At 72.8% G+C, this 26,492-nt stretch carries 26 protein-coding genes; 14 read left to right on the forward strand and 12 right to left on the reverse strand.

Annotation, left to right across the window (positions count from 1 at the left end; all coding sequences use genetic code 11):
* Positions 1 to 44: 44 nt before the first annotated feature.
* From ACIQK6_RS22555 to ACIQK6_RS22580, 6 genes are read right to left on the reverse strand one after another with little or no spacing between them, the layout of a single operon-like run.
* The gene (locus tag ACIQK6_RS22555; RefSeq protein ID WP_329098595.1) at positions 45 to 1,091 is read right to left on the reverse strand and encodes a pyridoxal-phosphate dependent enzyme; all 1,047 of its coding nucleotides are present in this window, start codon (positions 1,089 to 1,091) and stop codon (positions 45 to 47) included.
* A complete protein-coding gene (locus ACIQK6_RS22560) occupies positions 1,012 to 2,046 on the reverse strand; it encodes a GHMP kinase (protein ID WP_329098594.1) in 1,035 nt (344 codons plus the stop codon). The genes ACIQK6_RS22555 and ACIQK6_RS22560 overlap by 80 nt, the downstream gene beginning before the upstream one ends.
* Complete coding sequence (locus ACIQK6_RS22565) at positions 2,043 to 2,876, reverse strand: Rossmann-like domain-containing protein (RefSeq protein WP_329098593.1); 834 nt, start codon at positions 2,874 to 2,876, stop codon at positions 2,043 to 2,045. Before ACIQK6_RS22565 ends, ACIQK6_RS22560 begins: the two co-directional genes overlap by 4 nt.
* Positions 2,873 to 3,709 carry an ABC transporter ATP-binding protein gene (locus ACIQK6_RS22570; protein WP_402695319.1) on the reverse strand — a complete coding sequence of 279 codons (837 nt, stop codon included), beginning with the start codon at positions 3,707 to 3,709 and terminating at the stop codon, positions 2,873 to 2,875. The genes ACIQK6_RS22565 and ACIQK6_RS22570 overlap by 4 nt, the downstream gene beginning before the upstream one ends.
* Positions 3,706 to 4,833: a FecCD family ABC transporter permease gene (locus ACIQK6_RS22575; protein ID WP_402695320.1), complete on the reverse strand. Its 1,128-nt coding sequence runs from the start codon at positions 4,831 to 4,833 to the stop codon at positions 3,706 to 3,708. The genes ACIQK6_RS22570 and ACIQK6_RS22575 overlap by 4 nt, the downstream gene beginning before the upstream one ends.
* Positions 4,823 to 5,857 (reverse strand): ABC transporter substrate-binding protein, encoded by a 1,035-nt coding sequence (locus tag ACIQK6_RS22580; RefSeq protein WP_402695321.1) that lies wholly within the window; start codon positions 5,855 to 5,857, stop codon positions 4,823 to 4,825. The genes ACIQK6_RS22575 and ACIQK6_RS22580 overlap by 11 nt, the downstream gene beginning before the upstream one ends.
* A gap of 159 nt (positions 5,858 to 6,016) precedes the next feature.
* Between ACIQK6_RS22580 and ACIQK6_RS22585 the strand changes: the two genes are divergently transcribed.
* Positions 6,017 to 7,276, forward strand: a complete 1,260-nt coding sequence (locus tag ACIQK6_RS22585) for an MFS transporter (RefSeq protein WP_402695322.1) — start codon at positions 6,017 to 6,019, stop codon at positions 7,274 to 7,276.
* A 39-nt stretch (positions 7,277 to 7,315) separates the two neighbouring features.
* Here ACIQK6_RS22585 and ACIQK6_RS22590 read toward each other — a convergent pair whose 3' ends face one another.
* The gene (locus ACIQK6_RS22590) at positions 7,316 to 8,101 is read right to left on the reverse strand and encodes a VOC family protein (RefSeq protein WP_329098581.1); all 786 of its coding nucleotides are present in this window, start codon (positions 8,099 to 8,101) and stop codon (positions 7,316 to 7,318) included.
* Positions 8,102 to 8,277: 176 nt separating this feature from the next.
* Here ACIQK6_RS22590 and ACIQK6_RS22595 point away from each other — a divergent pair, with 176 nt between their 5' ends.
* Positions 8,278 to 9,123: a sulfurtransferase gene (locus tag ACIQK6_RS22595; protein ID WP_329098579.1), complete on the forward strand. Its 846-nt coding sequence runs from the start codon at positions 8,278 to 8,280 to the stop codon at positions 9,121 to 9,123.
* A gap of 67 nt (positions 9,124 to 9,190) precedes the next feature.
* Here the strand turns inward: ACIQK6_RS22595 and sepH are convergent, their stop codons facing one another.
* The gene (sepH, locus tag ACIQK6_RS22600; protein WP_329098577.1) at positions 9,191 to 10,219 is read right to left on the reverse strand and encodes a septation protein SepH; all 1,029 of its coding nucleotides are present in this window, start codon (positions 10,217 to 10,219) and stop codon (positions 9,191 to 9,193) included.
* Between the two features lie 529 nt (positions 10,220 to 10,748).
* Here sepH and ACIQK6_RS22605 point away from each other — a divergent pair.
* Positions 10,749 to 11,573, forward strand: coding sequence for a hypothetical protein (locus tag ACIQK6_RS22605; protein WP_402695323.1), 825 nt, complete (start codon positions 10,749 to 10,751; stop codon positions 11,571 to 11,573).
* 7 nt (positions 11,574 to 11,580) lie between these two features.
* Here ACIQK6_RS22605 and ACIQK6_RS22610 read toward each other — a convergent pair whose 3' ends face one another.
* Together ACIQK6_RS22610 and ACIQK6_RS22615 are read right to left on the reverse strand one after the other, a co-directional pair.
* Positions 11,581 to 12,912 carry a D-arabinono-1,4-lactone oxidase gene (locus tag ACIQK6_RS22610; protein WP_402695324.1) on the reverse strand — a complete coding sequence of 444 codons (1,332 nt, stop codon included), beginning with the start codon at positions 12,910 to 12,912 and terminating at the stop codon, positions 11,581 to 11,583.
* Entirely contained in the window at positions 12,860 to 14,116 is a 1,257-nt protein-coding gene (locus ACIQK6_RS22615; RefSeq protein WP_329098573.1) for an MFS transporter, read from the reverse strand. The genes ACIQK6_RS22610 and ACIQK6_RS22615 overlap by 53 nt, the downstream gene beginning before the upstream one ends.
* Before the next feature lie 175 nt (positions 14,117 to 14,291).
* Here ACIQK6_RS22615 and ACIQK6_RS22620 point away from each other — a divergent pair, with 175 nt between their 5' ends.
* On the forward strand, positions 14,292 to 15,446 hold the full coding sequence (locus ACIQK6_RS22620; protein WP_329098571.1) for a ferrochelatase: 1,155 nt from the start codon (positions 14,292 to 14,294) through the stop codon (positions 15,444 to 15,446).
* Positions 15,447 to 15,457: 11 nt separating this feature from the next.
* Positions 15,458 to 16,261 carry an inositol monophosphatase family protein gene (locus ACIQK6_RS22625; protein ID WP_402695325.1) on the forward strand — a complete coding sequence of 268 codons (804 nt, stop codon included), beginning with the start codon at positions 15,458 to 15,460 and terminating at the stop codon, positions 16,259 to 16,261.
* 188 nt (positions 16,262 to 16,449) lie between these two features.
* On the opposite strand, the gene ACIQK6_RS22630 is transcribed toward ACIQK6_RS22625, so the two are convergent.
* Entirely contained in the window at positions 16,450 to 16,629 is a 180-nt protein-coding gene (locus tag ACIQK6_RS22630; protein ID WP_030008766.1) for a hypothetical protein, read from the reverse strand.
* Positions 16,630 to 16,874: 245 nt separating this feature from the next.
* On the opposite strand from ACIQK6_RS22630, the gene ACIQK6_RS22635 reads away from it, so the two are divergent.
* The 4 genes from ACIQK6_RS22635 to ACIQK6_RS22650 all read left to right on the forward strand — a co-directional run bounded on the left by ACIQK6_RS22635 (position 16,875) and on the right by ACIQK6_RS22650 (position 20,410).
* Positions 16,875 to 17,528, forward strand: a complete 654-nt coding sequence (locus ACIQK6_RS22635) for a response regulator transcription factor (RefSeq protein ID WP_329098570.1) — start codon at positions 16,875 to 16,877, stop codon at positions 17,526 to 17,528.
* A gap of 5 nt (positions 17,529 to 17,533) precedes the next feature.
* Entirely contained in the window at positions 17,534 to 18,778 is a 1,245-nt protein-coding gene (locus ACIQK6_RS22640) for a HAMP domain-containing sensor histidine kinase (RefSeq protein ID WP_329098568.1), read from the forward strand.
* A gap of 381 nt (positions 18,779 to 19,159) precedes the next feature.
* On the forward strand, positions 19,160 to 19,456 hold the full coding sequence (locus ACIQK6_RS22645) for a DUF4193 domain-containing protein (protein WP_030008769.1): 297 nt from the start codon (positions 19,160 to 19,162) through the stop codon (positions 19,454 to 19,456).
* Positions 19,457 to 19,468: 12 nt separating this feature from the next.
* A complete protein-coding gene (locus ACIQK6_RS22650; protein ID WP_402695326.1) occupies positions 19,469 to 20,410 on the forward strand; it encodes a hypothetical protein in 942 nt (313 codons plus the stop codon).
* Positions 20,411 to 20,463: 53 nt separating this feature from the next.
* Here the strand turns inward: ACIQK6_RS22650 and ACIQK6_RS22655 are convergent, their stop codons facing one another.
* Positions 20,464 to 20,928, reverse strand: coding sequence for a DUF3093 domain-containing protein (locus ACIQK6_RS22655; protein WP_402695327.1), 465 nt, complete (start codon positions 20,926 to 20,928; stop codon positions 20,464 to 20,466).
* Positions 20,929 to 20,986: 58 nt separating this feature from the next.
* Here ACIQK6_RS22655 and ACIQK6_RS22660 point away from each other — a divergent pair, with 58 nt between their 5' ends.
* The 5 genes from ACIQK6_RS22660 to ACIQK6_RS22680 all read left to right on the forward strand — a co-directional run bounded on the left by ACIQK6_RS22660 (position 20,987) and on the right by ACIQK6_RS22680 (position 26,473).
* A complete protein-coding gene (locus ACIQK6_RS22660; RefSeq protein ID WP_030008772.1) occupies positions 20,987 to 21,571 on the forward strand; it encodes a PaaI family thioesterase in 585 nt (194 codons plus the stop codon).
* Positions 21,571 to 22,116 carry a dUTP diphosphatase gene (dut, locus tag ACIQK6_RS22665; protein WP_030008773.1) on the forward strand — a complete coding sequence of 182 codons (546 nt, stop codon included), beginning with the start codon at positions 21,571 to 21,573 and terminating at the stop codon, positions 22,114 to 22,116. The genes ACIQK6_RS22660 and dut overlap by 1 nt, the downstream gene beginning before the upstream one ends.
* A 1-nt stretch (position 22,117) precedes the next feature.
* Entirely contained in the window at positions 22,118 to 22,894 is a 777-nt protein-coding gene (locus ACIQK6_RS22670) for a DUF3710 domain-containing protein (RefSeq protein WP_402695328.1), read from the forward strand.
* Between the two features lie 214 nt (positions 22,895 to 23,108).
* Positions 23,109 to 25,790: a DUF4118 domain-containing protein gene (locus ACIQK6_RS22675; RefSeq protein ID WP_402695329.1), complete on the forward strand. Its 2,682-nt coding sequence runs from the start codon at positions 23,109 to 23,111 to the stop codon at positions 25,788 to 25,790.
* A complete protein-coding gene (locus ACIQK6_RS22680) occupies positions 25,787 to 26,473 on the forward strand; it encodes a response regulator (protein WP_329098557.1) in 687 nt (228 codons plus the stop codon). Before ACIQK6_RS22675 ends, ACIQK6_RS22680 begins: the two co-directional genes overlap by 4 nt.
* Positions 26,474 to 26,492 lie beyond the last annotated feature (19 nt).

The following is a 26,492-nucleotide window of genomic DNA, read 5'->3' on the forward strand; positions in this document are numbered from 1 at the left end:
GGCCGAGGAATCGGGTACGGGGCGGAGCGGCGCGATCGGATCGATCATTCGTGACTGATGGCTGAACGGGTCGGTGGACGGGGCCGATCGGTCGGCCGTGCGTCCGGGGCCCGGTTCCAGCGCATCCGGGACCAGGGGAGCGCGAGTTCGGCCCGATCCGTGACCTGGTGCGGCGTCAGGGAGTCGACGGCGGCCGCTTCCCGGTGGCGGGCGTACACGCCGTCCACGTACCGGTGGCCGGTGTCGGCGGCGATGAAGAGGACCGTGCGTTGCGGCGCCCGGGCCCGTTCCCAGCGGGCGGCGAGGTAACCGGCCCCGGTGGACAGGCCGGCGAAGACCGCGTGCCGCCGCAACAGGTCGACGCTGCCGGACAGCGCGGCGTCGAAGGAGATCCAGTGGAGCGTGTCGTAGGACGCGTGGCTGACGTTCCCGAAGGGGATGGAGCTGCCGATCCCGGCGATGATGATCTCGGGGTCGGCCACGTGCTCGGAGCCGAAGGTGACACTGCCGAAGGGCTGCACACCGACGAGTTCGACATCGGGGGAGTCCTCCCTCAGATAGCGGGCGAGGGCCCCGGTGGAGGCGCCCGAGCCGACCCCGCCGACCAGGGTCAGGGCGTCCCCGCCGGTCGACCGCCGGATCCGCTCGGCCACCGCCCGGTAGCCCAGGTAGTGGATGTCGTCGTGGTACTGCCGCATCCAGTGGTACTCGGGGTGCTCCGCGAGGATCTCGTGGATGCGCTCGACCCGCCGCTTCTGGTCCAACTTCAGGTCCTCGCAGGGCTCCATCCGCTCCAGCGTCGCCCCGAGCACGGCCAGTTGGGCGCAGAGCGTGCGGTCGACGGTCGTCGATCCGACGATGTGGCAGCGCATCCCGTGGCGGTGGCAGGCCAGCGCGAGGGCGTACGCGTAGATCCCGCTGGAGCTGTCCAGCAGCGTGTCCCCGCGCCGCACCACCCCCGTGTCGAGCAGGTGGCGGACCGCGGCGAGGGCGGAGACGACCTTCATGGTTTCAAAGCGCAGGCAGACGAGCCGGTCGTCGAGGCGTATCAGGTCGGGACGGCCGACGGCCTCCGCAATGTGCTGGTCCACTGGAGAACTCCTGGGTCGTCGGGAGGGGCGGGAGGGGTGGGAAGGTCGTGAAGACGCGGGTCGCGGCGATGCCGTTGCTGTCCAGGGCCCGCACGCAGCCGCGGATCCGGTGGTGCAGGCCCGGGGCCGCCGGGTCGAGGAGCAGACCGGCCACCGCACCGCTGTGCGCGATCTGGACCCCCAGGGCCCCGAGCCGCCGGCCGATGCCGGCCAGCGTGTCGAACTCCGGGTGACGCAGGAGTTGTTGGCCCCGTCGCGCGCTGGCGGTCGCGACCTGGCCCAGCAGGGCCGCGTCGCCCTTGGCCACGGCCCGCCGCAGCAGGGCGCGCAGCCGTTCGAAGGCGCGCACCTCGCTCTCGTCGTACGTACGCGCCGGCAGGGCGAGGGTGTCCACGGGCGAGCCCCCGCCCAGGGCGCAGCCCACGACGACCAGCGGCGGCAGGCGGGGGCCGAGGACCTCCAGCACCCGCCCCTCGCGCTGGGCGAAGAGCGCCGGGCGGGCGTCGAGCATCAGCGGGTCGCAGGCCAGTTCGGCGCGCACTGCCAGCCGGGCGACGGTACCGGGTGCCAGCCGCACCCCGTAGGAGTCCGCGACCGCGCGCACGACGGCGATGACATCACTGGTGGAGCTCCCCATGCCGAGTCCCACCGGGATGTCCCCGGTGATCCGCAACTCCCCTCCGCAGGGCGGCTCCCGATGCCGCCGCGCGCATTCCGCGACGGTGAGGGCCGCCGCCCGGGCGGCCTTCGTACGGTCGCCCGGTACGACGGTGAGCTGCTGCGGCGGGGTGCCCGGACGCCGGGTGAACTCGGCCCGGCTGCCCATCCCGGTCATCGGCAGGGTGACCAGGCCGGCGCACCGGCGCCCGGTGGCGTCGAGGAAGACGCCCTGGAGGATCTCGCCGTGGTGGCAGGCGGCGTGCCCGGTGCCGCGGCGGGCGGGGGGAGCGGTCACGGCTGCCCCGCCGTCCGGTAGCGGTACAGGGTCGTCGGGTCAGCGCTGAACTGGGAGAAGGGGAAGGGCTCCGCGGACAGGGCGGTCACCCCGGAGCCGAGGAAGGCCCGGGCCACCGCGCTGCCGCTCTGTGCGTACACGACCAGGGGCACGCCCCGGGTGCGGCAGCGGTCGAGGACGGTGTCGAAGGAACCGTTGCTGAGGGTCATGCCGGTGGCGACGACGGCGTCGGCACGCTCCAGCACCTCGTGCATGTCGGTGGTGACGGGATCGCCCCACTGGGTGGACCTCAGGTTGAAGTCGCACGGCAGCGGTACGCCGCCCCGCTCGCGGATCGCCGCGACCAGCGGGTTCACCACGCCGATGAGGCCGACCCGGGCGCCCGCGCGGATGTCCAGCAGCCCGGCGATGGCCGCGTCACGGGCCCGGGCGCGCACTTCGGGGGTGCCCGCGGGGAGGGTGAGCGGCTCCGCCCCGGCGTCGCGGTGCGGGAGCTGCCCGGCCAGGTACGCGTCGAGGGCGGCGATCCGCAGCGGGCGCGGAGCCTCGCGGAGCAGCACGTCGAGCGGGGCGCCCGAGGAGTCGCGGCAGATCGTCGGGTCGATCTCGCCGGCCTCGAAGGCGCAGCCGCCGAAGGAGCCGCCGAGGCGCACCAGGACGTACTGGTTGAGGTAGGTGGTGTCGCTGCCGGCGAGCCGGGTGCCGTGGTGGATCCAGAACACGCTGGTCGCCACGAGTTCGCAGGGCAGCGGGCCGTGTTCGCCGGCCAGTACGGCCGCGACGAGGGAGTCGACGGTCGGTGCGGGCGCGGTGGTCGGGTGGCTCGTCATGACGTTCCTTGTCGGAGTACGGGAAGAGGTACGGGTGTGGGTGTGGGGGCGGTGGCGGGCGTGACGGCGCGCAAGGGGCCGCGGTAGGACACCGAGGGCCGTCCCAGGGAGTCGGTGGCCAGTTCGGCGTCGACCTCGAAGATCTGGGCCAGGTGCTCGGCGGTGAGGACGGCGGCGGGGGTGCCGGAGGCGATCAGGCGGCCCCGGTGCATGAGCAGCAGCCGGTCGCAGTGGCGGGCGGCCAGGGTGAGGTCGTGCAGGGCGACCAGGACCGTCTGCGGGGTGCCGGCGAGCAGTTCCATCAGCTCCAACTGGTGCTTGACGTCCAGGTGGTTGGTGGGCTCGTCGAGGAGCAGACCGTACGGTTGTTGGGCGAGCGCGCGGGCGATGTGGGCGCGCTGCCGCTCGCCGCCCGACAGGCCCTTCCAGGAGCGCCCGGCGAGCGCGGTGAGGCCGACGCGGTCCAGCGCGGCCGCGACGACCGCCCGGTCGGTGGCGTCCGGTCCGCGCAGGCCGTCGCGGAAGGGGGTCCGTCCCAGCCCCACGACGTCGGCGACGCGCAGGTCGGAGCCGAATCCGGAGTCCTGTTCCACGAAGGCGATCCGACGGGCGATCCGGCGCGCGCTCCAGTTCCGTATCGACCGGTCGTCGTAGCGCACCGTGCCCGCGTCGGGCACGCGCAGCCCGGCCAGGCAGCGCAGCAACGAGGACTTGCCGGAGCCGTTGGGGCCGATCAGTCCGACCGTCTCGCCCGGCGCGACGTCCAGGTCGACCCCGCGGACGACGGGCGTGTCCGAGACCGACCAGTTCAGGTCTTCGGCGGTGATCCTCACAGCTCACCCCTCCTGCGCAGGACGAGGAGGAACAGCGGTACGCCGAGCAGCGCGGTGATCACGCCGACCGGTATCTCGCGCGGCGCGAAGGCGACCCGCGCCAGGGCGTCGGTCCACACCAGGAACACCGCGCCGGCGAGCGCCGCGTGGGGGAGCAGCACCCGGTGCAGCGGACCGGCCAGCAGGCGCACCCCGTGCGGGACGATCAGCCCGACGAACCCGATGGCGCCGACGGTGGCCACCGCCACCGAGGTCAGCACGGCCGTCACCACGAGCAGCAGCATCCGGGTGCGTCGTACGGCGATCCCCAGCGAGGCGGCGGTGTCCGCGCCGAACGCGAGCCCGTCGAGGGCGTTCGCGCACAGCCAGGCGGCCGCGAGCCCCAGCGGGGTGACGACCGCGCAGACCGCGACGGCGTCCCAGCGGGCCGGGGCCATCGAGCCCAGCAGCCAGTGGGTGAGGGCGCGCGTGGTGTCGGCGTCGGCCGAGGCCATCAGGACGAGCGAGGTCAGGGCGGTGAAGAGCTGTCCGACGACCACGCCGGTGAGGACGATGCGGACCGAGTCCAGGCCCGTCCGGTGCAACAGCGCCAGCAGCAGGCCGAAGGAGAGCAGGGCGCCGAGGAGGGCGCCGCCGGTGATCCCGAGCGTTCCGGCGCCCAGCCCGGACAGGGGCAGGGGCAGGACGGCCACGGTGACGGCTCCGACCGAGGCCCCCGAGGACACCCCGAGCAGGTACGGGTCGGCCAGCGCGTTGCGGGTGACGGCCTGCAGTACGGTGCCGCAGACCGCCAGCGCGGCGCCGACCAGGGCCGCCATCAAGACCCGCGGTAGCCGCAGGTCCCAGACGAGCGAGTCCAGCAGCGGCGGCAGCGGTTCGGTGGCCAGGCCCAGCCGGGCGCCGAGCACCCGGCCGAGGTCGGTCCACCCCACGTCGGCGCTGCCGATACGGGTGCCCGCCGCCACCGAGGCGACCAGTACGAGCACCCCGGTGAGGAACAGCCCCACCCGGGCCGGTGTGCCGGACCGCGCGGCCCGCGGCGGCGCGGACGGCGCACCCACCCGGACCTCGCGGGCGGCCGGGACCAGCAGGTCCATCACCCCCGGCCCCGGGTTAGCGGACATGTCCGAGGTCCTTCATCCCCGCGGCCAGCAGCCCCAGGGCGTGCACGGAGCGTACGGAGGGGTCCAGTTCGATGCCCGGCACCTCGATGATCCTGTTCTCGCGGACCGCCGCCAGCTTGGAGACCAGCGGGTCCGCGGCCATCGTGGCGCGCTTCTCGGCGGCGCTGTCGCCGGGCCGGCCGCGCTCGCTCAGATCGCCGATCACGATGAAGTCCGGGTCGCGCCGGGCGACTTCCTCCCAGGAGACCTCGGGCCAGTCCTCGGCCACGTCGTCGAAGGCGTTCTTCGCGCCGACGATCCGGCTCATCTCACTGGGCAGACCGGTCCGGCCGGCGACGTAGGGCATGCCGTTGAAGACCGAGTAGAGGTAGACGACGGTGGGCTGCTTACCGCCCCGGGCGGTGGCCCCGGCGGCGTTCTCGGCGGCCTTCGCGACGGCGGCGCGCTGCTCCTGGGCGAGCCGGCCGGCCCGTTCCTCGCCGCCGAAGACCTTGCCGAGCTGTTCGTAGTCGGAGAAGAGCAGTTCGAAGGGGGTCTTCCCGGCCTCGTTCTGCTGCGGGCAGTCCACCGCGCTGACGAAGCTGGGGACTCCGAGGGCGGCCAGTTCCTCGCGGGTGCCGGCGCGGTCCTTCGTGTAGAGGTCGGTGGAGCCGGCCACCACGAAGTCGGCTGCGGTCGCGCGCAGTTGCTCGCCGGTGGCGATCTTGGGGGCGATGACCGGGACCTTGGCATAGGCGTCCTGGTACTGCGCGGGGATCTTCGTCTTGAGGTTGGCCGTCCCGGCCATCCGGTCCTGAAGCCCGAGTTCCAGCAGGGTTTCGGTCGAGGTCTGGTCCAGGGCGACGGCGCGCTGCGGGGGACGGTCGAAGGAGAACTGCCGCCCGCAACTGTCGAGTGCCGCCGTCCGGGCGGCGGGTTCGCCCTTCGGCGCGTGGTCGTCGGTGGGGGTCGAGCAGCCCGTGGTGGCGAGGGCCAGGGCCAGGGTGAGTGCGAGGGGAATGCCGATCCGGGCGCGGTGGCGCATGGGTTCTCCGGTCTGGGAAGAGCGTGGGTGTGGTCGTGCACCGGGCAGGAGTGCCGCGTTCGAAGGGTACTGTAATGGTTATCGTTTCCATTAACACCCCCGGTCGAGGTTCACCGAACCGCGACCCGCGACCTGCCGACGAATCAGGAGCACCCCACCGTGGCGACCACACCCGTGCCCGCGACGCCCAAGACCGGCCCGCCGCCCGCGCGTTCCGTCCTGCGCGACACCGCCTTCCTGCGCCTTTGGACGGGCACCACCGCCTCCGGACTCGCGACCTGGGCGCTGCCCTTCGTCCTGGGTCTCGCCGTCCTGCACCGGGAACTCGGTGCAGCCGACCTGGGCCTGGTCCTCGCGGCACGCACCGCCGGCTTCCTCGTCGCCGTCGCCGTCGGCGGGGTGCTGGCCGACCGTCATGCACGCCGAGCCGTCGTGCTCTGGTCCGCCCTCGCAGCCGCGTCCGCCGCCCCGCTCCTCGCCCTCGGCCTCGGTCGGTCGCTGCTGGTGATGACCCTGGCCGCCGCCCTCGCGGGCGCGGGTCAGGGGGCCTGCCGCCCCGCCTTCCAGGCGCTCACCGCCGAGGTCGTCGCCGCCGACCGAAGGCACCAGGCCAATGCCGCCATGACCATGGCGGTACGGACCTCCACGCTCGCGGGCCCCACCCTGACGGCGCTGCTGGCGGCGTTCGTCGACGTGGGGACGCTGCTGCTGGGGATCGGCCTGCTCTGGCTGGTCGCCGCCTTCCTGCCGGGCCGCGGCGCTCCGACCGCCGAAGCGGCGGTCCCCGCCCCGCGCGCGTCCCTGCGTGCCGAGTTCGTCGACGGCATGCGCGAGGCCCGCCGCCACCCCTGGTTCCTCGCCGGACTCGGCGCCCTGACCACCGTGATAGCGCTCGGCTACTCCGCCACCAGCGTTGCCCTGCCCCTCATCAGCCGCGACCGCTACGGCGCCGGGTGGGTCATGGCCGCGGCCATGACCGCCTACACCGTGGGCGCGCTCGGCGGGGCCCTGGTCACCGCCCGCCGGCGGCCCCGCTCCCAGGGCTGGAGCGCCTTCGCCGGCCTGGCCGTCTACGGCTTCGCGCCGCTGAGCCTGATGCTGCCGGTGCACCCGGCCGTGGTCATCGCGGCCTACGCCGTGGCCGGAATCGGGATCGAGCTGTTCAACGTGCCCTGGTTCACGGCCACCCAGCGCGAGGTCGCCCCGGACAAGCTCGCCCGCGTCTCCTCGCTGGACTTCCTGCTGTCCTACGGCTTCGCCCCGGTGGGCCTCGCCCTCATCGCCCCGGCCATCGACACCATCGGCGTCACCCCGGTCCTCGCCGTGTGCGCCGCGGCCTGCTTCCTCGCACCCGCCGCGGCCGCCCTCGTACCCACCGCCCGGCACTTCGGGCGGACTGCGGGACCGAGGGCGCGCTGAGCCGGGCCGAGTCGGACGCGGGCCGTTTGGCGCCGCCGGCTAGCGCTGCGGGCGCACGAGGGCGAAGACCGCGCCCTCCGGGTCCGCGACCGTGGCCTGCCGTCCGCGCGGGCCCTCACGGGGCGGGTCGACGACGCGCCCGCCGAGCTCGACGACCCGCGCGGCCGCCACGTCGGTGTTCTCCACCTCGAAGTACGCCATCCAGTGCGGCCCCCGGTCGTGCGGCAGGGAGCGGCCGACGCCGTGCACGGCCGCCACCGGGTGCCCCTCCAGGTGCAGGGTCAGGTAGTCGAAGTCGTCGGAGGCCGTGGCGTGGGTCTGGGCCTCGTGGCCGAAGACGTGCTCGTAGAACTTCCCGACCGTCGAGGTGTCCTGGGTGACCAGTTCGTTCCACACGGGGGTGCCCGGCCCGCGGTACGGCCGGGTGCCCATGCGGCTCTGCGCCTGCCACAGGCCGAAGATGGCGCCCAACGGATCGGAGCAGATCGCCACCCGCCCCGCGATACCTGCGTCCAGCGGCCCCACGGCCACCGTGCCGCCGCAGGCCCGGACCGACTCGGCGGTCGCGTCCGCGTCGTCCGTGGCGAGGTACGTCGTCCAGGCCACCGGCAGATGCCGGTCCGGCGGCATCTCGCCGATCCCGGCCACCTCGTGCCCGTCCAGCACCGCGCGGACGTACGGGCCGAGCTGCTCGGGTCCCGGTTCGTACTCCCAGCCGAACAGGTCGGCGTAGAAGTCCTCGGTGGTCCCGAGCCCGTGCACCATGAGGCTCACCCAGCACGGGGTGCCGGGCGTGCGCCGGGTTGCTTCCGCTGCCTCGGTCATGTCAGCCGTCTCCTCCGTCGTGGCGCTTACCGGTGCTGATGCTTCCACTCCCGGCGACTCGGCGCGCCCCGACCGGGCCGCATAAATGCGGCCCGGCGCGGAGTTGACCGGATCGGTTCGGCCCGCCGATGACGGCCTTGTTACGCGCGTGGCGGGCGGGGAGGAAGATGGCCGACATGACTGCGAAATCTGCGATCCTCGCCGCCGCCGAACTGAGGAACGAGCTGGCCGGCCCCCGCCCGCCGGTGCTGCTGGACGTCCGCTGGCAGCTCGGCGGACCCGACCAGCGGCCCGCCTACGAGGCAGGACACCTGCCCGGGGCGGTGTACGTCGACCTCGACCGCGAACTGGCCGGTCCGCCGGGGGCGGGCGGCCGCCACCCGCTGCCGGACCCCGAGGCCTTCGGAGAGGCCATGCGGCGGGCGGGCGTCCCGGCGGACGGGCCCGTCGTTGTGTACGACGGCGGGCTGGGCTGGGCGGCGGCCCGGGCGTGGTGGTTGCTGCGCTGGACGGGTCACCCGAACGTGCGGGTCCTGGACGGCGGCTTGGCCGCCTGGACGGCCTCCGGGGGTACGGTGACGGCCGACCGGGTGACTCCCGCGGAAGGCGATTTCAAGCCAACGCCGGGTGCCGTCGGGCTGCTGGACGCGGACGCTGCGGCCCTGCGCGCGCGGGCCGGGGTCCTCCTGGACGCCCGCGCGGGGGAGCGCTACCGGGGCGAGGTCGAACCGATCGACCCGGTCGGCGGTCACATCCCGGGCGCACTGTCGGCCCCGACCACGGAGAACGTGGGTCCGGACGGCCGTTTCCTGCCGGCGGACGCCCTGCGCGCCCGGTTCGAGGGGCTCGGCGCGTCCGAGGGGACGGCGGTGGGCGTGTACTGCGGCTCCGGGGTCTCCGGAGCGCACGAGGTACTGGCCCTGGAAGTGGCCGGCATCGAGTCGGACCTCTACGCGGGCAGCTGGTCCGAGTGGTCCGGCGACCCGACCCGACCGGTGGCCACGGGCCCGGACCCCCAGTAGGCGGGCTGCGGCAAACAGGAGCACCGCCGCCGGGCAGGACCCGGAGGCGGTGCCCCCGTTGCTCTCGCTACTCCTGCTTCTTGCGGCGGGTGCCGAAGACGATCTCGTCCCAGCTCGGTACCGCCGCACGGCGCCCGGGGCGGACCCCGTCGGCCTCGGCCTGGCGGTCGGTGGTGCCCGTCAGGCGGTCCCGGTGGCCCGCCACGGTGCGCGGCATCAGCACATCGGCGTACGCGGCGCCCGCGCCCGCCGAGGCGGCGGGGGCCGGCGGCTCCTCCGCTTCCGGTTCGGTGTCGTCCGGGGTTTCGGTGCGGTCCGGGACCACCATGTCGCCGCGGAAGCTCGGGACCGCCTCCAGCAGGCTGGTGAGGGTGTCCCGTTCCTCCTCCGGTTCCGGCGTGGGAGCGGGCCTGGCTTCGGCCCGTTCCAACTGCCGGTCCAGGGCGCGGTCCAGCGGCCGGTCGCGCGGCAGCCGCGCGATCCTCGGAACGAAGGGGAAGCTCGGTTCCGGCGCGGCCGGCAGGTCCTCCGACTCGCCGATCAGGGAACGGGCCTCGTCGTCCACGGCCACGACCAGACGGCGCGGCGGGTCGTAGGTCCAGCTCGCCGAGTGCAGTTCGCCGGCGACCAGGTAGACGAGCAGGACCTCCCAGGTGCCGTCGTCGCGGCGCCAGGAGTCCCACTGGACGGATTCCTTCTCGGCCCCGCGCAGGGTCAGCCGCTCCTGCACGGCCTCGCCGAGCTGCGGACCGGTGTTCTCGCCGGGACGGCGCACGGGGGTCTTGCGGGCGCGCTCGGCCATGAACGCGCGCTCGGCGAGCACCGGGCCCTCGAAGCGGCGCACGCGGTCGACGGGGATGCCGGCGAGTTGGGCGACCTCCTCCGCGGAGGCACCGGCCCGTATGCGGGCCTGGATGTCGCGGGGGCGGAGGTGGCTCTCCACCTCGATCTCGATCTGGTTCAGGCGCGCGCGATCGTTGCGGACCGCGGCGCGGAGCCGCTCGTCGATCGGAAGCGTGTACTCCGTGCTGTCCGCAGCCTTGAGCACCAGTCGTGTGCCGTCATTTGAGACGGCCACGACACGCAGTTCGGGCATGGGGACCTCCCGGGTGGTGCCTGCCGACGTCACGTGCGTCGCTGCTTCCGCTAGTCGAGTGTGGCCTGCCCGGGTGCAGCCTGCCACAACCTTGCCGAGTTAAACCGGCGTGTCGGGCATGCGCCCTTGATCGCCGTTATGGCACGGTTACCTGTTGGGCACGCACAGTGACCGGATGGTTACTGTGCGCATCAGGAGCCCGTGCGATACCGCGGCATCACCGGTCATCGAGTGCCGTGTTCCATCCGTCGGCCCCCTCTCCCGAGTCCGGACATCCGAAAGGAAGGACGGCCCCAGGGCTCGCCACAGTACTCCATTCGGGCCACCTGGGTGGACCGCCGCGCCGCCGAACTTTACCCGGACGGCGGGAGTTGGCGTGCCCTCGATCGGGTCCGACCCTGCACCTGTGGTCCGTTTTGGGGTGTCTTGCTTCACATCATCACCAGAAACGGAACTATCTGCTTCGCTCAGCGGTCGGTAACTCCTGGAAGAGGAGAAGCGCGAGAGGCACGACACACCGGGGATGGCGATGGGTCAGAAGGTGACGCGGTACGTCGAGGGCGAACCGGAGAAGGAGAAGCTCGACCTGAGCGCGGCCCAGGTCGCCGGTTCCTCGCTCGCCACCGTCGCAGCGGCCCTGCTCGCCTCGAAGATGGGCGTCTACGGGACCATCCTCGGAGCCGGCGTGGTCAGCGTGGTCGCCACCGCGGGCGGGCCCGTCATCCAGCACCTCTTCCGACGTACCGGCGACCAGCTGCGGGGCGGCGCCCGGCCCGGGGCCCGTCAGGCGTCGTGGCCCCGCGCGGAGTCGACGGGCGCGGACGCCGCGGGGCCGGGAGCTGTGGGGCCGGGAGCGGTGGGGCCGGGAGTTGCGGGGCCCGCCACCGGGGAGTTCGGCGAGGCCACCGTGCACGGCACCCGGGTTCGGGGCTGGAAGCGGACCGCGGTCGCCTCCGGCTTGACCTTCGCCATCGCCCTCGGCGGCCTCGGCACCTACGAGGCGATGGCCGGCACCTCCGTCAGCAGCGACGGCGGAACCCTCTTCTCCGGCGGCACCCGCAAGGTGGGACAGGACCGCCCCGCCCCGCCCCGGGACGAGCCGGGCGGCGAGGAGGAGAGCGGGAACGGCCCCGGGACCGGGACCTCCCCGAGCCCCGCGCCGTCGTCCGGCGGCCGCGCCCCGAGCCCCGGACCCAGCTCCTCCGGCTCCGGGACCCCCGAGGCCTCCGTCGACCCGGCGCCCAGTGCCTCCCCGTCGAAGGAGGCCCCGAGCTCGGCCCCGGCCCCCGCCCCGCAGGCCCCGACACCCAGTCCGGTCGCGCCGCCGCCGACGGTGCGGCCGAGCGCGTCCTGACCCCGGCTCAGTCCCCCAGGACGCGCCGCAGGTAGTCGTTGCCGAAGACCCGGTCCGGGTCGAGCCGGTCGCGCAGCGCGGTGAACTCGCCGAAGCGCGGGTAGACCTCCGCGAAGTACCCCGCGTCCCGCGTGTGCACCTTGCCCCAGTGCGGACGCCCGCCGTGCGCGGTGAAGATGCGCTCGGCCGCCGTGAAGTAGGCCTGGTACGGGGTGCCCTTGTACATGTGCACCGCGATGTACGCCGTGTCGCGCCCGGAGGCCGTCGACAGCGTGATGTCGTCCGCCGGGGCCGTCCGCACCTCCACGGGGAAGCTGATCCGCAACGTGGAGCGGTCGACCATCGCCCGAAGCTCCCGCAGCGCCTCGACCACCTGCTCGCGCGGGAGGGCGTACTCCATCTCCACGAAGCGCACCCGGCGCGGACTGGTGAACACCTTGTACGGGATGTCCGTGTACGTGCGGGCCGACAGGGCGCGGCTGGCCAGGCGGGCGATGGAGGGGATGGTGGCCGGGACCGCGCGGCCCAGCGAGTTGACGGCTTGGAAGAGGCCGTTGGAGAGCAACTCGTCCTCGACCCAGGCGCTCACCCGTCCGGGTGGGGCGGCGGGGCCCTGGCTGCGGTTGTTCCGCTTGGTGTTGCAGTTGCCGGTGTGCGGGAACCAGTAGAACTCGAAGTGCTCGTTCTCCGCGAAGTGCTCCTCGAACTCCGCCGTCACCCGCTCAAAGCCCATCGGCTCCTCCCGGGCGGTCAGGAAGAAGAGGGGCTCCACCGCGAAGGTGATCGCGGTGACGATGCCGAGCGCGCCGATGCCGACCCGGGCCGCCGCGAAGACCTCGGGATTTTCCTTCTCGGAGCAGGTCAGCAGCCGGCCGTCGGCCGTGACCAGTTCCAGGCCGCGGATCTGGGCGGCGATGGAGGCCGAGTCGCGGCCGGTGCCGTGGGTGCCGGTGCTGGTGGCACCGGAGACCGTCTGCTCCATGATGTCGCCCATGTTGGTGAGCGACAGGCCTTCCCGGGCCAGGGCCCGGTTCAGGTCCTTCAAGGCCGTGCCCGCCGCCACCGTGACGGTGCCCGCGGCCCGGTCGATCGACCGGATCCCGGCCAGGGCCTGCGGGCGTACGAGCACCCCGTCGGTCGCGGCGGCCGCGGTGAAGGAGTGGCCGGTGCCGACCGCCTTCACCCGCAGTCCGTCCTCGGCGGCCCGGCGGACCGCCTCCTGGAGTTCCCCGACCGAGGCCGGGGTCACCGTGCGGGCCGGTGTGGCGGTGACGTTGCCCGCCCAGTTATGCCACGCGGTCCGTTCCGTGCTGCTCTGCCCTGCTGTCGCCGTCCCCATCGATTGCTGGTCCCTCCCCTTGCGCCGGCCTCGTCAGCCGGCGGAATCCCGCGAACGCAACCGCCGCCGCGGCCACCCCCGCCGATACGGAGACGACGTACCCGGTCTGCGCACCGGCTGCGTCGACGACCCAGCCGGTCACGGAGGACCCGAGCGCGATTCCGACCGCGAGGCCGGTGCTGATCCAGGTCATGCCCTCGGTCAGCTTCGCGTGTGGCACGTGCGCCTCGATCAGGGCCATCGTGGTGATCATCGTGGGAGCGATGGCGAGGCCCGAGACGAAGAGCGCCACGGCCAGAAACGGCAAGTTCCCGGCCAGTAGGAGGGGGATCATACTCACGGCCATCGCACTGATGCCCAGTACCCAGCGGGGTTCGGCCTTGCCCTTGAAGTGCAGCAGGCCGAAGACGATGCCGGCCAGGCAGGATCCGAACGCCCAGACCGCCAGGAACACCCCGCCGAGGGACTTGTTGCCGTGCTCCGCGGCGAAGGCCAGGGTGGCCACGTCCACGGAGCCGAAGATCGCGCCGGTCGCGACGAAGGTCGCCACCAGGACCTGCAGGCCGGGGGAGCGCAGCGCCGAGGACCGGTCCGTGTGCTCCTCGTGCGGATGCGGCTCCGGCTCGGTGGTGGTCAGTGCCGTCAGCCACCACACGCCCGTCAGGAGGAAGACGAGGGCGACCACCGGGCCGGCCTCGGGGAACCAGCCGGCCGAGAGGGTGGCGGCCAGCGGCGGGCCCACGATGAAGCAGAGCTCGTCGACGATGGACTCGAACGAGTAGGCCGTGTGCAGCTGGGGGGTGTCGCGGAAGAGGGCCGTCCAGCGGGCCCGGACCATCGACCCGACGCTGGGCACGCATCCGGCGACGACGGCGAAGACGAAGAGCGTCCAGCTCGGCCAGCCGTTCGCCGCCGAGACCAGCAGGCCGGTCACCGCGGCGGCCGCGGTCAGGGTGGCGGGGCGCAGCACCCGCCGCTGCCCGTACTGGTCGACCAGGCGGGACACCTGCGGGCCCACGGCCGCGGCGGACAGCGCGATGGTGGCGGTGATGCCGCCCGCGAGGGCGTAGCTGCCGCCCAACTCGGTGATCATCGTGAGGACACCGATGCCCACCATGGACAGCGGCATCCGGCCCAGCAGGCCGGCGGCTGTGAACCCCTTGGTGCCGGGGGTCGCGAATATCGCGCGGTAGGGACTGGGCAAGGTGGTGCCCTCCGTAAGGGACGTGGTTGGCTCACACAGGTTACGTCTGCCGACAAGGCGCCCGCATGGGGAAAATACCGACAGGAAGTAAGGGTGACCTTACCTGGCGTCCGAGGTGTGGGACGGGCCGGGTCCGTTGCCGGGGCGAGGACGTCGGGGTGGCAGGATTCGAGGCATGTCAGACCAGCTCCGTGCCCCCGACGGCGGCTCCGCCGCCCCTTACGACGCCCTCTTGCTGCTGTCCTTCGGCGGCCCCGAGGGACCCGACGACGTGGTGCCCTTCCTGGAGAACGTCACGCGCGGGCGGGGCATCCCGCGCGAGCGGCTCAAGGAGGTCGGGCAGCACTACTTCGGATTCGGCGGGGTCAGCCCGATCAACGGGCAGAACCGCGAGCTGTTGGACGCGCTGCGGGGGGACTTCGCCGGGCACGGCCTGGACCTGCCGGTCTACTGGGGCAACCGCAACTGGGCCCCGTACCTGACCGACGTGCTGCGGGAGATGGCCGCCGACGGGCGCCGCCGCATCGCGGTGCTCGCGACCAGCGCGTACGCCTCGTACTCGGGCTGCCGCCAGTACCGCGAGAACCTCGCCGACGCGCTGGCCGCCCTCGCCGAGGAGGGCGTGGAGCTGCCGCGGGTCGACAAGCTGCGCCACTACTTCAACCACCCCGGCTTCGTGGAGCCCATGATCGACGGGGTGGTGGCCTCGCTCGCCGCCCTGCCCGCGGAGGTGCGCTCCGGCGCGCGCCTCGCCTTCACCACCCACTCCATCCCGACCGCCGCCGCGGACACCTCCGGTCCGGTCGAGGACCACACCGAGGACGGCCAGGGCGGGGCGTACGTCAAGCAGCACCTCGACGTCGCCCGGGTGATCGCGGACGAGGTGGCCGCCCGGACCGGGGTCGCGCACCCCTGGGAGCTCGTCTACCAGTCCCGCAGCGGCGCCCCGCACATCCCGTGGCTGGAGCCGGACATCTGCGACCACCTGGAGGCCCTGCACGCGGCCGGGGCGCCCGCCGTCGTCATGGTGCCCATCGGCTTCGTCTCCGACCACATGGAAGTCCTCTACGACCTGGACACCGAGGCCACCGCGAAGGCGGCCGAGCTGGGCCTGCCCGTGCGGCGGTCCGCGACCGTCGGCGCCGATCCGCGCTTCGCCGGTGCCGTCCGGGAGCTGGTGCTGGAGCGGGCCGCCAAGGAGCGCGGGGAGCCGGCCGCGGAGTGCTGGGTCGGCACGCTGGGCCAGAGTCATGACCTGTGCGCGGTGGGCTGCTGCCCGGCGCGGGGCCCCCGGCCGGCGGCCGCGGGCGTGGACAGTCCGTACGCGTAGGGAGTGGGACCGTGATCTCTGACGAGCTGAAGGCCGAACTGCTGGAAGTGGGCCTGGAGGCCGCCCGGCGGGCCGGGGCCCTGCTGCGGGACGGCCGACCGGCCGATCTGGCGGTGGCGGCGACGAAGACCAGCCCGATCGACGTGGTGACCGAGATGGACATCGCGGCGGAGAAGCTGATCACCGGCATCCTCGCCGAGCGGCGTCCCGAGGACGGGCTGCTGGGCGAAGAGGGCGCGGACGCCCCGGGAACGAGCGGGGTGCGCTGGATCGTCGATCCACTGGACGGCACCGTGAACTACCTCTACGGGCTCCCGAGCTGGGGCGTGTCCATCGCGGCCGAGTACGGCGGCGAGAGCGTGGTGGGCGTGGTGGCGGCCCCGATGCGCGGGGAGACCTACCACGCGGTGCTCGGCGGCGGGGCGTGGTTGGGGACGACGCGCCTCGCCTGCCGGTCGGCGGCGCCGCTGGACCAGGCGCTGCTCGGGACCGGCTTCGCGTACGTCCAGACCAGGCGGGCCCACCAGGCCGAGGTCGCGGCGCGGATCATCCCGCTGGTGCGGGACGTCCGGCGGGGCGGGTCGGCGGCGCTGGACCTGTGCGACGTGGCCGCCGGGCGGCTGGACGGGTACTACGAGCGGGGACTGAACCCGTGGGACCTGGCCGCCGGTGACCTGATCGCCCGCGAGGCCGGGGCCCTGACCGGGGGCCGTCCGGGCGAGCCGGCCTCGGGCGAGCTGACCCTGGCCGCCACGCCGGCCGTGTTCGCCTCGCTGCAGCCGCTGCTGGAGGAGTCCGGAGCCTGGCACGACTGAAAGCACGCACGACTGAAAGCACGTGGACCCCGGATGCCCGCTCGGGCGTCCGGGGTCCACGTCGTGCAGAGGTCTTGCAGGAGTCGCGCAAGGGTCGTGCAGGGATCTTGCAGAGGCCGTGCGGAAGCAGGATGCGTGCAGGGGTCGTGCGGAGTCGTGCGGGAAGGGCGGGCCGGCCGATCGGGGGATCAGCAGGCGGGCACGGCGGCCGAGACCGGGACACCGTGTTCGGCGGCCAGGCGCTGGAGGTCCTCCAGCTCCGCCAGTTCCACTTCCGCGAGGAAGTCGTCGCCCGTCTCGCGGGCGTGCCTGAGGTCCGACTGCGTGGTCCTGATGCGCTGCAGGAGACCCGCGGTGAATGCGTCCATGATGGGTTCGCCCCCTCTTCGTGGGTCGGCGGCGGAACGTGGCTCTCCGCCGTCAGGGAGTGGATGGGGTGTGATCTCGTCCTCCCCTGCGCCCCGGGCCCAGAAACCTCACGGGGCCAGGGAATCCTCACTTGCGCCCCGTCAGCCCCTCCACGAGCCGCCTTACAGCCGGTTTATGGCCGAAACGGGCAGGATGGGCGACGCAATACACGTGTGCCCTTCTGGGCTCGGAGGAAGGAAACGACGTGCGCGTACTCGTCGTCGAGGACGAGCAACTGCTCGCCGATGCGGTGGCCACCGGACTACGCCGGGAGGCCATGGCCGTGGACGTCGTGTACGACGGCGCCGCCGCCCTGGAGCGGGTCGGCGTGAACGACTACGACGTGGTCGTGCTCGACCGGGACCTCCCGCTCGTGCACGGTGACGACGTGTGCCGGAAGATCGTCGAGCTCGGCATGCCCACCCGCGTGCTGATGCTCACCGCCTCCGGCGACGTCAGCGACCGGGTGCAGGGGCTGGAGCTCGGTGCGGACGACTACCTGCCCAAGCCCTTCGCCTTCACCGAGCTGACCGCCCGCGTACGGGCGCTCGGGCGGCGCACCACGGTCGCGCTGCCGCCCGTACTGGAGCGGGCCGGCATCAAGCTGGACCCGAACCGGAGGGAAGTGTTCCGCGAGGGCAAGGAGGTCCAGCTGGCACCGAAGGAGTTCGCGGTGCTGGAGGTGCTCATGCGCAGCGAGGGGACCGTCGTCTCCGCCGAGCAGCTGCTGGAGAAGGCCTGGGACGAGAACACCGACCCCTTCACCAACGTCGTCCGGGTGACCGTGATGACCCTGCGCCGCAAGCTGGGTGAGCCGCCCGTCATCGTGACCGTGCCCGGCTCCGGATACCGGATCTGATGCGCATGGCGACCACCCCGGCGCCACCGGCGGCGCCACCGAAACCGACATGGGACCCCGGCCAGCCCGAGGGTCCCTTCCCGTGGCTGCGGCCGACCATCCGGATACGGCTCACGCTGCTGTACGGCGGGATGTTCCTGATCGCCGGCATCCTGTTGCTGTCGATCATCTACCTACTGGCGGCGCAGGCGCTGCGGCAGGGCAATGCGCTGCCGTTCCAGATCGTCGGCGGCCAGGTCAAGGTCTCCAGTACCAACTGCCCGGGTGTCATGGGAGGCCCGCTGGAGCCCGAGCAGTTCAACGCGGCGGTCAACCAGTGCGTCCTCGAGCAGCGCCGGCACGCCCTGGACGACCTGCTGAGCCGGTCGCTCATGGCCCTGCTGGGCCTGAGCATCATCGCCTTCGCCTTCGGCTACGCGATGGCCGGCCGGGTGCTCTCCCCGCTCGGCAAGATCACCCGGACCGCGCGCCGGGTGGTCGGCTCCGACCTGACCCGACGGATCGAGCTGGACGGGCCGGACGACGAGCTCAAGGAGCTCGCCGACACCTTCGACGAGATGCTCGACCGGCTGGAGCGGGCCTTCACGGCCCAGCAGCGGTTCGTCGCGAACGCCTCGCACGAGCTGCGGACCCCGCTCGCGATCAACCGGACGCTGCTGGAGGTCCACCTCTCCGATCCCGGGGCCCCGGTCGAGCTCCAGCAGCTCGGGAAGACCCTGCTGGCCACCAACGAGCGCAGCGAGCAGCTGGTCGAGGGCCTGCTGCTGCTGGCCCGCAGCGAGAACCAGATCGTCGAGCGCAAGCCGGTGGACCTGGCGGAGGTCGCCTCGCGCGCCGTCGACCAGGTGCGCGGCGAGGCCGAGACGAAGGGCGTGGAGATCCGCGGCGAGCGCGCACCGGCCGTGGTGCAGGGCAACGGGGTGCTGCTGGAGCGGATCGCGCTCAACCTGGTGCAGAACGCCGTCCGGTACAACGTGCCGGAGGACGGCTGGGTGGAGGTGGTCACCGAGGCCCAGCACGATCAGGCGGTCCTCCTGGTATCGAACACGGGTCCCGTTGTTCCCGCGTACGAGGTGGACAACCTCTTCGAGCCCTTCAGGCGGCTGCGTACGGAGCGCACGGGCAGTGACAAGGGTGTCGGGCTGGGCCTGTCGATCGCGCGCTCCGTGGCGCGCGCACACGGCGGCAGGATCCAGGCGATGCCGCGGGAGGGCGGTGGCCTCGTGATGCGTGTCACTCTTCCTTTGTGAGACCCCGACCCCGTGTTCGCTTTTGGCTGAATACCTGCCCTGTGAAAACAATCGGTCCTGTGTGATCGATCACAGTGGCCGGTGTCTGTCCATGTGCGTTCAGTGACCCCGCCGCGGCCGTAAAGCCCGGGAAGTCCGGGTTTCCGGCCCCTCGGATGGCGGGAAATACACGGGGTGGCGTTTGTGCAAGACGGCCCCCGGACCGTGTACGGTCCCGCTCGTCATCCCAGCCAATCGTCCTTCGGGCGGGCGGCTGGGTGTCGATTGAGTAACAGACCTTGATGTGAGGCAAAATCTCCGCCTCAGGTCGGGCACAAGTCCGGCCTCTCGTGCGTTACGTGCGCTGAGACACCGCTAACACCCAGAGGGGGAGAGCGAACAATGGCAACGGACTACGACACCCCGCGCAAGACCGACGATGACGTCGACAACGACAGCATCGAAGAGCTGAAGGCCCGGCGCAACGAGAAGTCGACTTCGTCCGCGGACATGGACGAATTCGACTCTGTCGAGAGCATGGAGCTTCCCGGTGCGGACCTCTCCAACGAGGAGCTGGCCGTCCGGGTCCTGCCCAAGCAGGCCGATGAGTTCACCTGCATGAGCTGCTTCCTGGTGCACCACCGCAGCCAGTTGGCACGTGAGAAGAACGGCCAGCCGATCTGTCGCGACTGCGACTGATAGGCGTCGGTCGTGGCTGGCTCCACACCCTTCCGGGAGCGCCGCTTCCGGAAATCTGGTGATCCGGCGGAGACGCAGGTGGCACCCATGGATCCGGAAACGGCTCCTGGGGCTTCCGGCGGCTCCGCCAGTGCGGCGATCGCCGGGCCGTACGACACCGCCCCGGCGGTGCCGTCGCAAACCGATCCCGACGAGGGGTCCCGGCACGGCTCCGGGGCTCGTCGGACGCAAGCCGTCCAGGCCGTCAAGAACGGCGTGCGCAAGGGCGGCGAAGGCGTCAAGGGCGCCACCCAGTACGTCACCGACCGGATCATCGAGAACGCCCCGCGCGTTCCGGTTCGGGACCTCGCGACGCTGCGCGCGCAGTTCCCGGGCCTCGGCCCCGAGCAGCTCGCCGAAAAGCTGGTGTCCGGCGCCTGCGCCGCCACCTCGACCGTGGGTGCGGGAATCGGCGCCGCGGCCATGTTGCCCGTGCCGCCCGCGATGCCGGCGGAACTGGCGGCCGAGATCACCGCGGTCGCGGCCATCGAGCTCAAGCTCATCGCCGAACTCCACGAGGTCTACGGCCGGCGACCGCACGGCGGCCTCACGGAGCGCAGCCTCGCCTACCTGACCGCCTGGACGGAGGAGCGCGGGGTCGACCTGACCAAGCCGACCACGCTGAACGCGGCGCTCGGCGGGCAGATGAAGCGCGAACTGCGCCAGCAGATCATGAAGCGGATGTTCCGCAGCCTGCCGAACCTCATGCCGTTCATGGTGGGCGCCGCCGTCGGCGCGGTCATGAACCGCCGGGACACCCGCAAACTCGCCGAGAAGGTCCGTGGTGACCTGCGGCGGCGGGCCGTGGGCTGGGACACCCTGAGCTCCCTGCCGCCCCTGGAACGGCCCGCAGGGCCCCTTCCCGAGGCCACCAGGATCGCGCTGGAGGCCGCGGATCCCTCCGTGCACGGCTGAGGCCCTCCGCCGGGGCGGTCCGCCCCGGCCGCACCACCGGCCCCACCGGCCGGTCAGGCCGCCTGGGTACGGGCGGCGAGCAGGGCCGCCACCAGGGCCTGCGGCTCACGGGTGGAGACGTACACGTACGGGGTCGGGTCGGTCGGGTCGGTGACCTCGATGCGGACCGCGGTCGGCACGTAGCTGCGCATCAGCATGAAGGCGCGGGTGTCCGCCTTGTACGTGCGCCAGGCGCGCGACTCCTCGGCGTCCAGGATCTCGGGCTCGCCCAGGGCCGTCACCGGGATCCGGGCGTCGCCGGCCGCCAGGGCACCGCCCACCACGCGCACGCGCGCCGATCCGTACGAGCTCACCACCCGCCCGGCCAGCGCGGTACCCCCGACCAGCCCGGCCAGCAGCGGCATCGTGCCCAGCGGCAGCAACATCAACGCGCACGCGAGGCCGAGCAGTACGGCGATGCCCCACCAGGAGCGGGGGGCGGTCAGACGTTCGTCGTGGTGCGCGGAGGAGAGCTGCATGCGGTCAAGCCTGCCACGAGGCGACCGGTGGGTAGCCGCGCGGGTAAGGTCTGCGGCTGTGAGTGGACGAAACACAGCGCTGACGCCCCCGGCCGATGCCGCCGCGCCGGTCAGGCACCCTGACGCGCCCGCACCCGGCGAGCTCCTCGGTGCGCACTACGAGCACTGTTTCGGCTGTGGCGAGGGCCAGCCCCACGGACTCCACTTGGAGGCCCGTGCGGGCGAGGGCGTGCGCGTCACCGCCGAGTTCACCGTCAAGCCCGCACACCAGGGCGCACCCGGTCTCGCCCACGGCGGGGTGCTCGCCACCGCGCTCGACGAGACGCTCGGTTCCCTGAACTGGCTGCTGCGCGTCATCGCGGTGACGGGGCGGCTGGAGACCGACTTCGTACGGCCCGTGCCCGTGGACACCGTGCTGTACCTGGAAGCCGAGGTCACCGCCGTCGCCGGGCGGAAGATCTACTGCACGGCCGTCGGCCGGATAGGCGGACCGCAGGGCCCGGTCGCCGTCCGTGCCGACGCCCTCTTCATCGAGGTGAAGGTCGACCACTTCATCGACAACGGACGGCCCGAGGAGATCCAGGCGGCGATGGCCGACCCGGACCAGGTCAGGCGCGCCCGCGCCTTTGAGGTGAACCCCTGATGTCCCAGAGCAACCACGATTCCCACCGGCCGGTCGACGTACTGATCCGTCGAGTCGACCCGGAGGTGCCGATTCCGGCATACGGGCACCCCGGCGACGCCGGCTGCGACCTCGTCACCACCGAGGCCGCCGAGCTGGAACCCGGCGAGCGCGCCGTACTGCCCACCGGCGTCTCGATCGCCCTGCCCGACGGGTACGCGGCGTTCGTGCACCCGCGGTCCGGCCTGGCCGCACGCTGCGGGCTCGCGCTCGTGAATGCCCCGGGGACGGTGGATGCCGGGTACCGTGGGGAGATCAAGGTGATCGTGGTCAATCTCGACCCTCGCGAGAGCGTCCGGTTCGAGCGTTTCGACCGCATCGCCCAGCTGGTTGTCCAGCGGGTCGAGAAGGTGCGCTTCCACGAGGTGGCGGAACTTCCCGGCTCGGCCCGGGCCGAGGGGGGCTTCGGCTCCACCGGCGGGCATGCGGCCGTGGCCGGATCCGGGGCTGGTCAGCAGGGTGGGAATGGCTACGCTTCGGTCGTAACCGACCGGGAAGGACAGTGACGTGTTCGGACGTCGCAAGAAGAACGACTCCGCCCATGACGGCGGCGCGGCCGAGCAGGTCGTAGACGGCGTCGCCGAGCAGGACGACACGGGCGAGCAGGAGAGCGCCGCCCCGCGTCGGGTGAACCTGCCGCCGGCCCCGCGGCCCGACGGCCCCTGGGACGTCTCCGAGGTGCTCGGGAACCCGGCCGACGGCCGGGTCGACCTGGGCGGCATCCTCGTACCCGGCGTCGAGGGCATGGAGCTGCGCGTCGAGGTCGCCGGGGACGCGATCGTGGCCGCGACCGTGGTCCTGGGCGACAGTGCCGTGCAGCTGCAGGCCTTCGCCGCGCCCAAGAAGGAGGGCATCTGGGGCGAGGTCCGCGAGGAGATCGCCGCGGGCATCACCCAGCAGGGCGGCATCATCGACGAGGCCCAGGGCTCGCTGGGCTGGGAGCTGCGCGCCCAGGTGCCCGTACCGCTCCCGGACGGGCAGACCGGCGCCCAGCTGGTCCGCTTCGTCGGCGTCGACGGCCCGCGCTGGTTCCTGCGCGGCGTCATCTCCGGCCAGGGCGCGGTGCGCCCCGAGTCGGCGGGCGTGCTGGAGCAGATCTTCCGGGACACCGTCGTCGTCCGCGGTGACGGCCCGATGGCTCCGCGCGACCCGATCGTCCTGAAGCTGCCGAACGACGCCCAGATGGTGCCGGACGGTGTGCAGACGGACGACCAGGAAGGCTCCCGCTTCGGCGGCGGCATGGGGCAGCTCGAACGCGGCCCGGAGATCACCGAGGTCCGCTGACCTCGGACGACCTCGGACGGCCCCCGCGCACAGGGGGGCTCGTCGTGCATTTCGGCCGGTGGGCCCCGCTCCTTCGGGAGCGGGGCCCACCGGCTTGTCCGCGCGCCCCCCGGAAGTCGGGGGCCCCGCACCCCGCGTCAGGGATCCGTCAGGGATCGGCGCCGGGGCGCCGATCGGTGCGTGTGCGGCGTGGAGGTCCCGGAGAATGGGGCGCATGGGACGCGGCAAGCTCAGGATCTACCTCGGCGCGGCACCCGGTGTGGGCAAGACCTACGCGATGCTCTCCGAGGGCCATCGCCGGGTGGAGCGGGGCGCGGACTGCGTCGTCGGCTTCGTCGAGCACCACGGCCGGCCGCGGACGGAGGTCATGCTCCACGGCCTCGAACAGGTCGAGCGCAAGCCCCTCGGCTACCGGGGCGCCGCCTTCACCGAGATGGACGTGGACGCGCTCCTCGCCCGCCGGCCCGCCATAGCGCTGGTGGACGAGCTCGCGCACACCAACGTGCCCGGCTCGCGCAACGCCAAGCGCTGGCAGGACGTGGAGGAGCTGCTGCGGGCTGGCATCGACGTCGTGTCCACCGTGAACATCCAGCACCTGGAGTCGCTCGGGGACGTGGTCGAGTCGATCACCGGGGTGCGGCAACGGGAGACCGTGCCGGACGAGGTGGTCCGCCGGGCCGACCAGGTCGAACTGGTCGACATGTCCCCGCAGGCCCTGCGCCGGCGGATGGCCCACGGGAACATATACAAGCCTGAGAAGGTCGACGCGGCCCTGTCGAACTACTTCCGGCCGGGCAACCTCACCGCACTGCGCGAACTGGCGCTGCTGTGGGTGGCCGACCGCGCGGACGAGTACCTCCAGCAGTACCGGGGCGAGCACGACATCCACTCGACGTGGCAGGCGCGGGAGCGGATCGTCGTCGGGCTCACCGGCGGGCCGGAGGGGCGCACGCTGATCCGGCGCGCCTCGCGGATGGCCGCCAAGGGCTCGGGCAGCGAGATCCTGGCCGTCTACATCGCCCGCAGCGACGGGCTGACCGCCGCCTCGCCGAAGGAGCTCGCGGTCCAGCGGACCCTGGTCGAAGACCTGGGAGGAACGTTTCACCATGTGATCGGCGACAACATCCCCGACGCCCTGCTCGCCTTCGCCCGCGGGGTCAACGCCACCCAGATCGTGCTCGGCTCCAGCCGCCGCCGTTCGTGGCAGTACGTCTTCGGCCCCGGGGTCGGTGCGAGCGTCGCCCGCGACTCGGGGCCCGACCTCGACGTGCACATCGTCACGCACGAGCACGTCGCCAAGGGGCGCGGCCTGCCCGTGGTGCCCTCGGCGGCCCGGTTGGGGCGGCCCCGGATCATCGCCGGCTGGGTGGTGGGGACGGTCCTGCCAGTACTGCTGTGCCTGCTGCTCACGCACGTCGACGCGGACCTCGGCCTCGCCAACGACATGCTGCTCTTCCTGTCGCTGACGGTGGCGGCCGCACTGCTCGGCGGGCTTTGGCCGGCCCTGGCCTCCGCCGCCCTCGGCTCGCTGCTGCTGAACTACTTCTTCGCGCCGCCGCTGCACCGCTTCACGGTCTCCGACCCCAAGAACATCGTCGCCATCGCCGTCTTCTTCGGGGTCGCCGTCTCCGTGGCCTCGGTCGTGGACCTCGCCGCCCGCCGCACCCACCAGGCGGCCCGGCTGCGCGCCGAGTCCGAGATCCTCTCCTTCCTCGCCGGCAGCGTGCTGCGCGGCGAGGACGCCCTGGACGCGCTGCTGGAGCGGGTGCGCGAGACCTTCGCCATGGAGTCCGTGGCCCTGCTGGAGCGGGCGAACGACGTGGAGCCCTGGAAACCGGCCGGCAGCGTCGGCCCCGGCCCCGTCGCCCGGCCCGAGGACGCCGACGTGGACATGCCCATCGGGGACCACATGGCACTGGCCCTGTCCGGCCGGGTGCTGCCCGCCGAGGACCGCAGGGTGCTCGGTGCCTTCGCAGCGCAGGCCGCCGTGGTCCTGGACCGCCAGCGGCTGGTCGGCGAGGCCGAGGAGGCGCGCCGGATGGCCGAGGGCAACCGGATCCGCACCGCGCTGCTGGCCGCCGTCAGCCATGACCTCCGTACGCCGCTGGCCTCCATCAAGGCCTCCGTGAGCTCCCTGCGCTCCGCTGACGTGGAGTGGAGCGAGGAGGACCGGGCCGAGCTCCTCGAAGGCATCGAGGACGGTGCTGACCGCCTCGACCACCTGGTCGGCAACCTGCTCGACATGTCCCGGCTGCAGACCGGCACCGTCACCCCGCTGATCCGCGAGATCGACCTCGACGAGGTGGTCCCGATGGCGCTGGGCGGCGTACCGGAGGACAGCGTGCTGCTGGACGTGCCCGAGGTACTGCCGATGGTGGCGGTGGACCCGGGGCTGCTGGAGCGGACCGTGGCCAACGTGGTGGAGAACGCCGTCAAGTACAGCCCGGCGGGGGAGCCCGTCCTGGTGGCGGCCAGCTGCCTCGGCGACCGGGTCGAGGTCCGCGTCGTCGACCGCGGGCGGGGCGTGCCCGACGAGGCCAAGGACCGGATCTTCGCCCCCTTCCAGAGGTACGGGGACGCCCCGCGCGGGGCCGGCGTGGGCCTCGGGCTCGCCGTCGCCCGCGGCTTCGCCGAAGCCATGGACGGGACCCTGTCGGCCGAGGACACTCCCGGGGGCGGGCTGACCATGGTGCTCACATTGCGCGCGGTGGGCGGCGGCCGGGCACCGGAGCGTGCCACGGTGGGCGCGGGCGCGGGCGAGGATGCCTACGCCGACGCCGACGCCTACGCCGACGCCGGGGCGGGTGCGACGGCGGACCCCATGGAACAGAACGAACAGAACGAACTTGATCACGACCGTGATCGGTTGACGCGACAGAAGGCAGGACCTCAATGACCCGGGTGCTCGTGGTGGAAGACGAGCCGCAGATCGTCCGAGCGCTTGTGATCAACCTGAAGGCGCGCAGGTACGAGGTCGACGCCGCGGCCGACGGCGCGAGCGCACTGGAGCTCGCGGCCGCACGCCACCCCGACGTGGTCGTGCTCGACCTCGGATTGCCCGACATGGACGGGGTCGAGGTGATCAAGGGCCTGCGCGGCTGGACCCGGGTACCGATCCTGGTCCTCTCCGCCCGGCACAGCTCCGACGAGAAGGTCGAGGCCCTGGACGCGGGCGCCGACGACTACGTCACCAAGCCCTTCGGCATGGACGAGCTGTTGGCGCGGCTGCGCGCCGCCGTCCGCCGGGCCGAGCCGTCCGCGGGCTCCGTCGAGGACGAGGTGATCGTGGAGACGGACGGCTTCACGGTGGACCTGGCCGCCAAGAAGGCCGTGCGCGGGGGCCGCGACGTACGGCTGACGCCCACCGAGTGGCACCTGCTGGAGGTCCTGGTCCGCAACCGCGGCAAGCTGGTCAGCCAGAAGCAGCTGCTCCAGGAGGTCTGGGGGCCCTCGTACGGCACCGAGACGAATTACCTGCGGGTCTACATGGCCCAACTCCGGCGCAAACTGGAGGCGGACCCCTCGCATCCGCGGCACTTCATCACCGAGCCGGGCATGGGATACCGCTTCGAGCGGTAGTGGGCGCGCCGGTACGCTT

Source organism: Streptomyces sp. NPDC091682, assembly GCF_044756625.1.
Classification (GTDB): Bacteria; Actinomycetota; Actinomycetes; order Streptomycetales; family Streptomycetaceae; genus Streptomyces.